1 protein-coding gene is annotated in these 674 nt (G+C 45.4%); it reads right to left on the bottom strand.

Translation table 11 applies throughout. From position 1 onward, the window contains the following. Positions 1-29: 29 nt before the first annotated feature. A partial coding sequence (locus R7190_RS27835) for a sensor histidine kinase (protein ID WP_318137924.1) occupies positions 30-674 on the bottom strand: 645 nt, incomplete at its 5' end.

Raw genomic sequence — 674 nt, 5'->3', positions numbered from 1 at the left:
TTCAATGATCATCACTCGCGTTGCCATGTTCATACTTGTTCTTCCTTTGGCAAATACACGGTTATTCGCGTTCCATATTCTGTGTTTGGTAGCATTTCAACATGCCCGTGATAGCGGGTCGCTAATTGGTTCACTAGGTGCAAACCTACCCCTCTATTTTGTCGAGATTTTGTCGAAATGCCTTTTTTGAAAAGGGTTTGAGGTTCAATGTTCTCTGGCAACCCACATCCGTGATCGCTGACTTCTAAAATCACTTCGTTGCCGTAATCGCTAACCGAGACTTCGATGTTTCGACGCTCTGATGCAACATTGGATTCATTGCGAATAACGCTCAAAGTCGCATCAAACGCATTGTCGATTAAGTTACCTAAAATGGTGACCAGATCTTCCGAATTTAACCATTCAGAAAGCGGCTCCAAGCGACTGCCCTCCTCGACCACCAGCTGCAAACCCAGTTCTCGTGCTCGCTCTGTTTTGCCCAACAACATACCCGCAATAAGCGGATCTTTTATGGTATCTCGCAAAAACTCAATCATGGCTTGATAATGGGCGGTTTCTTGCCCGATGAGCTTTTGCACAGCCTCAAGCTCACTCATTTGCACTAAGCCACTGATCGTATTGAGCTTGTTTCTATGCTCGTGAGTTTGAGAACGCAACAAGTCCGCATATTCCTT

It is taken from the genome of Vibrio sp. 1078-1, from assembly GCF_033340475.1.
The sequence above is the reverse complement of the archived record's forward strand: the minus strand, read 5'-3'. Positions and strand labels throughout refer to the sequence as shown.